Raw genomic sequence first — 501 nt, forward strand, 5'->3', positions numbered from 1 at the left:
ATGTCCAATCGCTTTCAACAAGTCATCCGTGATAGCATAGATGGCAATTATTTCTTTTAACATACTCCCCTCCTTTTTTCTGACTGGAGGGGATTTTATTACTTTATTGACCCACTGACTTCACAAATTCCCCCCTGGCGTTCACGAAGTGCAGCGTAGCTATCGCTCTTCCTCATAACTAGCAACTTGGGTTACATATACATTTTCTCAGTTTTTGACCATTTTTTTCTTTTTCTTTGTGAGAAATCCGGGGGTTAACGCCTTCTGTCACTCGGTTTCCAACAAAGTTGAAGCCACAGAAATATCATATCTTTGTCCAGATTGTGTCACATCAAAATCCATAATCAGTCGTTTAATATGTGAAAAATGCTGGCGTTTTCTAGCAATTAATTCCGCAATAATTTCTCTGGTTTCCCGTTGGGTTTCTGGATCATATACAAGTAACTGCTGTTGTAAAAAAGCATCAAGAACTTCTTTTTTATCTGATTCAGGTAACACTGC

At 38.5% G+C, this 501-nt stretch carries 1 protein-coding gene; it reads right to left on the minus strand.

From position 1 onward, the window contains the following. Positions 1 to 267: 267 nt before the first annotated feature. Positions 268 to 501 (minus strand): hypothetical protein (locus FFR48_RS28415; protein ID WP_201277716.1); only part of this gene is annotated, 234 nt, incomplete at its 5' end.

The sequence above is a fragment of the Sphaerospermopsis reniformis genome (assembly GCF_005402885.1).
In the GTDB taxonomy this organism is placed as follows: domain Bacteria; phylum Cyanobacteriota; class Cyanobacteriia; order Cyanobacteriales; family Nostocaceae; genus Sphaerospermopsis; species Sphaerospermopsis kisseleviana.